Below are 6,499 nucleotides of genomic sequence, written 5' to 3'. Positions count from 1 at the left end.
GCGGTTTCCCTAATCTGCGACTGGAGTATAAGAACTTCCATAATTTTGCGGCTGACCCAAACGTTCTCGATTCGCCTATCGGTCCATACCAAAACCCTTCAAGAGTTCAGCGGCAAAATGATTTAAGACTGTTTGAACTTGATCCGCATTTCGTCCGGTATAATGATGAGGTGGGCTACCTTCTTGAGTGGAGAATGCCCGTTATATCGGGAGACCTGCAGATTATAAGCGGCTACGTTCACAGCAGTCTGCGGAGCGGGAGAAGCGTTATCCCATCGGCAGAAAAGCGTATGATGCCGTATAGAGAGGTTTTCTTCGCTGTGGAACGGTTCGGTTTGTCGAGAATTTCCTACTGGCGTCTTAACTTCGCAGCTTCAAATGAAATTCGTTATTTCTCCGAAGTGCCTTCTATCGGCCTGGAACAGTTCAGGGATACAGACAAGATATCTTTCGGGTCGGAGGTGGAATTTAAGTTCGGGAAATCGCTTTTTGATGTTAGAACGGAAATACTCATATACGATGAAAGCGATATCAGGAAAAGCCAGTCGGTTTCTTTTTTCGGCAAGGACGAAGGCAACGAATACCTTTTAGCGTTAAGCTATACGCCGTCGGGCAAATTCTCTATCTCCACCGGAACGGAATGGGCGGACGTAAGCGGCAGAGTTAAAGGGCGATGGACTTTTGTCGAAGCAAAGATGGAATTCATGAGAAACCATAACATCACTTTATGGACGGGTAAAGTTCGTGGCGGCAGGCAATGTTCAGGTGGTGTGTGCAGGTTCGTCCCGGATTTCGAAGGCTTCCGGCTTTCTCTTCTAAGCAGGTTTTAAGAATTGAAAAGTAAATAAAATTAATCAGGTTAGAAGAATGGGTGAGACAATTTTAAATTTCAGTCGAGAGAAACTTCTGATTGCTTTATACATTATTCTGTTCCACAGTCTTGCATTTCCCCAGGGCTTTGATAACATCGATCCCATAGGGGAATTTAGAGCTACCTGGTTCTCCGAGATGGTTGACGTAGAATTGGTCGGGAATAGGGCTTGGGTGGCGGGTGTTGGCGGTTTAACGGCTTTTAATATTAGCGATCCTAACGATCCGGATTTTCCTGTTTTTACAGGAGGACGGTATGCGCCGTCTCCTGACTCAGACACATTTGGCGCGAGGTTTTATCATTCCGCAATCGGCACCGATCTCGCATATGCATCGGGAAGGCTTGATGGAATTTCAGTGATTAACATAACGAATCTAAATTTTCTACAGCGAGTGAGTTTGCATATCGAAGAAGGAGTAAGTTATGAAGGGCTATATCTTGATGCAAATTACCTTTATGCAGCAAGACATGAAAAAGGTTTAGAGATTTTTGATTTGGTTAGTGAATCTATATTGAGTATTGGTGTTTACGAAAATCTGACTAATGCGTGGACTGTCGTAGTGCAAGCAGGTATTGCCTATGTAACAGATGGCAGAGGAGGACTCAAGATACTTGACGTAAGCGATCCGACTAACGTAAGCGAGCTTTCCGCTATGGCTACTTCCGCACCCGCACGGGACATGGATGTGGTTGACGGTATCGCTTATGTTGCCGTAGGCTCACAGGGGCTCGATATATTTGATGTGAGCGACCCGTCAAGTCCGTTCTTTTTGAGTAACTACCAAAGTCCGTTTTTTACGGCGGGTGTTTCGGTGGTTGGCGATAGGGCATATCTTGCTGAGTGGGATATTGTCGAAGTAATAGATGTAACAAACAGGCAAGCGCCGTTCCTACTGGGATGGGAAGAGATGACTATGAGAGGTATGGGCATAGCTGCAAGAGACAGCTTACTTTACGTAGCCAACTGGCTGAATTTTAACGTTCTGCGTTTCGGTAATACACAAGAACCGGACATTTTTCTACCTGAAACATTTTATTTTTTTGGCGACACGCCCTTAGGAAGCAGCTCAGATTCAATTATTATAGTGCAAAATACAGGATCTTCAATCTTATTGGTGGATAGTATAACTTCAAACGGAGCGGATTTCACTCTTGAACCGGATTTTTTGAATATAGAGCCGGGAGGAATCGCGGAAGTAAAATTGATATTTACACCTGAAGATACGAATAATACCCAGGCTGTCATAAGTTTTTGGTCGAACGATCCTGACGAATCGCGCAGGACGTTAGTCGCAAGGGGATATACAAAAGCCCTTAGGAACGGCGACGATGCGCCGGATTTCACACTGAATGACATAGACGGAGTGCCTCACTCTCTGTCGGATTATGCCGGCAAGGTGATTGTTCTCTCGCTCTTCGCATCGTGGTGACCGGTCTGCGGTCCGGAGTTGTCGGACATAGGCGTATCGATAGGGCAGAAGTTCGAAACCGAACCTGTAGTTCTTTTCGGTGTAAACATTAGCGAAAATTTGGAACTTGTCAAAAAGTTTGTAGCCGCCTTCGGAATAGACTTCCCCGTACTGATGGGTTCGAATGACATTGGCATTGATTATCAGCAGCCTTTGAGTATTTCTCCCTTTCCACTTGATTATATAATCGATCAACAGATGAAAATCGTGTATCATAGTACTGAATACAATCCGAGGCGGATGACGGAAATCATAACTAATTTGCTAAACCCGGTCAGTGTTGACGAGGACATTTCAATCACACCGTTTTCTTTCCAACTCGAACAAAATTACCCAAACCCATTTAATCCTGTTACTACCATCAATTATGTCTTGCCAAGCACAAGCGAAGTTCTACTGATTGTATATAATTTACTTGGAGAGGAAATCGCTCGCCTTGTTGACGGGATTCAATCCACAGGGTTCCACCAGATAACGTGGGATGCAAGCGGCGTTTCTTCTGGTATATATTTTTACAGAATTCAAGCAGGCGGATTCACTCAGACGCGAAAGATGTTGCTGTTGAAATAATAGCAACGCCCGTCAAATACTTAAACTGAGCAAACCAGAAAAATCTGAGCAAATGCTGAACACGTCAGATGTTCATTCGTATAGCGAACTGCAAATATGTTGACATAAACTGTTTTAATTGTTAGTCATAAGATTCTTCTTGACTATAAACCTGACTTTACTTATCTATGGTTATCGCAATTAAGAGGAAAAAATATGGCGTTGAATTCTCTCTGTAGCCGGGGACCTTTCACGATAATATTATCGGTAGCTGCGCTTTTAGCGTTCAATTATAATTCATCATTAATTGCCGGAACCACAGGTAAGATTTCCGGTTCCATTCAGGATATTTCTACCGGAGAGCCCCTCGCTGGAGCAAACATCATAGTCAGTGGTACTGCTTTGGGAGCGGCTGCGGATGAGAATGGTAAGTTCGTAATCCTAAACATTTCGCCTGGTATTTATACCGTTAAAGGTACTATGATAGGCTACACGGCGGTTTTATATTCAGAGGTCAGGGTATCAGCCGACTTCACCACCAAAATTGAATTTCAATTACAGCCTTCCGGGTTACAGCTCAAGGAAGTTACCGTCACGGCAAGGATTCCGATTATAAAGAAAGATCTGACGTCTTCTCTTTCCATCGTGAGCGCTGAACAGTTGAGAGAAATACCCGTTGAGGAATTCAGTGATGTTTTAGCGCTTCAGGCAGGAATTGTCGTTGGTGCTGATGGCGATATTCACATCAGGGGAGGAAGGTCAAGCGAGATTGCTTTTTTGGTAGATGGTCTTTCCGTCACGGATCCATATTCCGGAAATATCTCTATTGAGATAGAGAACAATTCCATTCAAGAGTTGCAGGTTATCAGCGGTCCTTTCAATGCCGAGTACGGTCAGGCTATGTCCGGAGTTATTGACGTTGTGCTTAAAGAAGGCGGTGACAAATTCAGAGGTAATTTATCATTTTATGCTGGGGAGTACATAAGCTCGAATGAGGAAACGTTTTTGAATATTGATGATGTAAACGGAACGAATATATCTAATATCCAGTTGAGTGTCGATGGTCCGCTTAACTTTTTAGGCAATAAGTTTTCATTCTTTCTCACGGGAAGAATAACTAACAACGATGGTTGGTTATATGGACAGAGAAGATTTTCACCTTCTGACTCTTCAAATTTCGATAATTGGAATGTGAGGGTTGATGATATTGGCGCTGACGGTATCGGTCCGGGCGACGAACAGTATCCGGGGCCTGATTTCGGAGAAGGTGATGGCAGCGCGACACCGGGGGAACCCAATGTATTCGTAGAAGAGACCGGTGACGGCGCTTTTGTTCCGATGAACCCATTGAAGAAGCTTAGTGCAGGAGGAAAGCTTACTTATCGAATATCCCCAACTATTAGGCTTTCATATGGTTTTTTAGTGGACGGTGTAGATTTCCGTGAATATTCTCACTTGTTCAAGCTTAATCCTGACGGTGATTTTAAACAGTTCAATCGTGGAAATTCACAATCGTTGATATTTAATCACACGTTAAACCCGAGGACATTTTATACACTGAAATTTGCCAGTACTTTTTTCGATTTTAAAAAGTACACTTTTAAAGATCCTCTTGATTCGGGATATGTGGACCCTAAACGAGTGCAAAATAACTCCAGCAATGCGTTCAAGACGGGTGGAACAGAGATGTGGCAGACCAGACGAAATACTAAATCCATTCAAGGTAAGATGGATATGACCAGTCAGGTGAATAATTCACACTTAATAAAAGGTGGTTTTGAGTTCAGAAGACACACTTTATTTTTCCACGAATTCGAGATCATTCCTAAAAAAGATGAATCGGGTCTAACAATAAGACCATTCGAGCCTGCTGTCGCCCTCCCTAATTCCATCGCCAATAATCGCTATACGCACAATCCAATTGAAGGTGCGGCATACATTCAAGACAAAATGGAGTACGAAGATTTAATTATCAATATAGGTTTGAGATATGATTATTTTAACGCGTCCGCTAAAACTCCGATAGAGTTGAGAGATCCGGACAATGCGAGATATTTCACGGTTGTTTCCCCAAACAACGATTTTACTACCCTTGTAAGAGAAAATGAATATGTACCTGAATTAGGAGAGATTACGGATACAGTCAATGTCCGTGGAGTCAAGTGGGCAAATAACTTCAGAAATGCCAAAGCTGTTCATTCTCTTAGCCCCAGAATCGGCGTATCCTTTCCGATAACCGATAGGGGAGTCATACATTTTTCTTATGGTCATTTTTCCCAAATTCCTACTTTCGAACACCTATATATTAACTCTGAATTTGAAGTATTCAGCGGTAGCTTAACTTCTACGATGGGTAACGCCGAGCTTCAACCGCAGCAGACCGTAATCTATGAAGTGGGGCTTCAGCAGCAGTTTACAGATAATATCGGTATTGACATAACCGGATTTTATAAGGATATGGAACATCTTCTTGGAATGGAGATCATCACTACCTTTACCCAAGACTTTTACGCTCGATTCATTAATCGGGATTATGGAAATGTCGGCGGCATAACCATAGCTTTTGAAAAAAGGAGATCGAACAACTTTTCCGCTTCAGTTGACTATACTTTTCAATTAGCCGAAGGAAATGCCTCAGACCCGATGCAGGTGTTCAACGATGCTGCAAGTAACAAGGAGAGTGAGATTCAGGTAATCCTGCTGGATTGGGATCAGACTCACACACTGAATTTTAATTTGACTCTAAGTCAACCCGGCAGCTGGGGTATGAGTCTTGTAGGAAGAATGGGCAGTGGGTTTCCATACACTCCAAGGCTTCTAAACGCTTCTTCGTCTTTTGTGAACAGCGAAAGAAAACCTGCACAATATACATTTGACATCAAAGTACATAAGGATTTAAATTTGGCTAATGCAAAATATTCTGTTTTTTTCAAAGTATTTAATATTTTTGATCGTCAAAACGAAATACTCGTATATTCAGATACAGGAAGAGCCGGTTATTCAATTCGACCGCGGACAAGCGTAAAGGGAGTCAATACTTTGGATGATTTTAGGAACAGACCTGATTTTTACTCCGAGCCAAGGCGAATATTAATCGGCGCTTCGGTTGGATTTTGAGGCAGTGTTGAAGACTACGGAAATGTTAAAATTCAATATCGTTATTCGGCGTCTTATTTGAAGAGTCCGGTTACCGTCATATTATTTATATTTCTTTTTGTTAATTCCGCTAATTCTCAGGAGCCTCGCGGAGACCCGGCTTGGAAAAAGCAAGGGATCATGGACGGCAATCTGGTGCGGACGATATTTTTAAATCACGGCGAAGTAGCTCTATGGCCGTTTCAACCTTCCGGCGAATGGCCCAAAGGGAGCGGTCATTCTTATCTTGACGGCGTTGCTCCGTGGGTATCCGCCGAAGTGGTGGATATTCATGGTGAGACAGTTCATCCGTTAGAGACCAATTACAGGGAATTCGTTGATGTGGAGCCCGGAACGGGGAAGGTATGGGGCTTCCAGCCTGTACCGGGATACGTGAATCTGAATCAGGATTCTCCCGCCATGAGCAACGACCCGTCAACCTGGCCCAATCGCTGGCCTGACCAACCGGATTGGT

General features: G+C 43.4%; 5 protein-coding genes. All 5 read left to right on the top strand.

Annotation, left to right across the window (positions count from 1 at the left end; genetic code table 11):
* A partial coding sequence (locus tag IIB39_11090) for a hypothetical protein (GenBank protein MCH8929243.1) occupies positions 1–830 on the top strand: 830 nt, incomplete at its 5' end.
* Positions 831–867: 37 nt separating this feature from the next.
* Positions 868–2,301 (top strand): redoxin domain-containing protein, encoded by a 1,434-nt coding sequence (locus IIB39_11085; protein ID MCH8929242.1) that lies wholly within the window; start codon positions 868–870, stop codon positions 2,299–2,301.
* A gap of 18 nt (positions 2,302–2,319) precedes the next feature.
* Positions 2,320–2,910, top strand: a complete 591-nt coding sequence (locus tag IIB39_11080) for a T9SS type A sorting domain-containing protein (protein ID MCH8929241.1) — start codon at positions 2,320–2,322, stop codon at positions 2,908–2,910.
* Positions 2,911–3,105: 195 nt separating this feature from the next.
* The gene (locus tag IIB39_11075; protein ID MCH8929240.1) at positions 3,106–6,006 is read left to right on the top strand and encodes a TonB-dependent receptor; all 2,901 of its coding nucleotides are present in this window, start codon (positions 3,106–3,108) and stop codon (positions 6,004–6,006) included.
* Between the two features lie 159 nt (positions 6,007–6,165).
* Positions 6,166–6,499, top strand: a 334-nt coding sequence (locus IIB39_11070) for a hypothetical protein (protein MCH8929239.1), incomplete at its 3' end; no start/stop codon positions are given.

Source organism: Candidatus Neomarinimicrobiota bacterium (genome assembly GCA_022573815.1).
Taxonomy (GTDB): domain Bacteria; phylum Fidelibacterota; class SORT01; order SORT01; family SORT01; genus JACZTG01.
The sequence above is the reverse complement of the archived record's forward strand: the minus strand, read 5'-3'. Positions and strand labels throughout refer to the sequence as shown.

Excerpts from the sequence above, each read along its gene's own strand:
- IIB39_11085 (MCH8929242.1), top strand. The coding sequence starts at position 868 with ATGGGTGAGACAATTTTAAATTTCAGTCGAGAGAAACTTCTGATTGCT.
- IIB39_11075 (MCH8929240.1), top strand. The coding sequence starts at position 3,106 with ATGGCGTTGAATTCTCTCTGTAGCCGGGGACCTTTCACGATAATATTA.